We start from the raw sequence: 1,119 nt of genomic DNA, 5'->3' as shown, positions 1-1,119 counted from the left end.
AAACGCAGCGACAGGCCGAAGAATTGCAGACGCAGAGCGAGGAGTTGCGGGTCTCCAACGAAGAGCTGGAGGAGCAGGGGCGCGCGCTCAAGGAATCGCAAGCCCGGCTCGAACAACAGCAGGTCGAACTGGAACAGACCAACTCACAACTTGAGGAACAGGCGCAGCAGTTGGAACATCAACGCGACGATCTCGAGCAGGTGAACGCCTCCGTGCAGCTCAAGGCGCGGGAACTTGAACAGGCCAGCCGCTACAAATCGGACTTTCTGGCCAACATGTCGCATGAACTGCGCACGCCGCTCAATTCGTCGCTGATCCTGGCCAAGCTGCTTGCCGACAATCCGGAAGACAATCTCACGGCCGAACAGGTCAAATACGCGCAGACGATCCAATCCTCCGGCAACGACCTGTTGAACCTGATCAACGACATTCTCGACCTGTCCAAGATCGAAGCCGGCCATGTGGACATTCGTCCCGAGGCGGTCGCGATCGAGCGTCTGGCGAATAACCTGAAACAGCTCTTTCAGCCCCTCGCAGGCGAGAAGCGGCTGGATTTCACAATCGCCATCTCGGCCGACGTTCCGCCGACCATCGAAACCGATCCCCAACGGCTCGAGCAAGTCCTCAAGAATTTGCTGTCGAACGCTTTCAAGTTCACCGAAGCCGGCCACGTCAAATTGGCAATAGGCAAACGCGGTCCCGATCAACTGGCTTTCGCCGTCTCGGACACCGGCGTCGGCATTGCCGAGGAGCAGCAGCGGCGGGTCTTTGAAGCGTTTCACCAGGCCGACAGCACGATCAGCCGTAAATATGGCGGCACCGGCCTTGGCCTGTCGATTTCCCGCCAACTCGCACGTCTCCTCGGCGGCTCGATCGACCTTAAGAGCAAGCATGGACAGGGCAGCACGTTCACGGTGACGATCCCCGCGGTCTACGATCCCGCCAAGGTTTCTCCCCGCAACGCCGAGAGCGGAACGTCCGTCACGCCTGCGTCTTCCCCGGCAGATATGCCGCGACCTGCGCCGGCGCTGTTGTCCCCCAAGCTGGAGGACGACCGTGGCGTGCCGCCCGACGAAAGGCGCATTCTGCTTGTGATCGAGGATGACGAGACTTTCGCTG

The 1,119-nt window shown here is 60.3% G+C and carries 1 protein-coding gene; it reads left to right on the top strand.

Annotated elements, in window-relative coordinates:
• Positions 1-1,119: sensor histidine kinase (locus tag ACODTY_RS24045; RefSeq protein WP_488996690.1), on the top strand; the 1,119-nt coding region annotated here is incomplete at both ends.

The sequence above is a fragment of the Mesorhizobium sp. FG116 genome (assembly GCF_057809835.1).
Note: the sequence above shows the minus strand (reverse complement) of the source record. Positions and strands in the feature narration are given on the sequence as shown.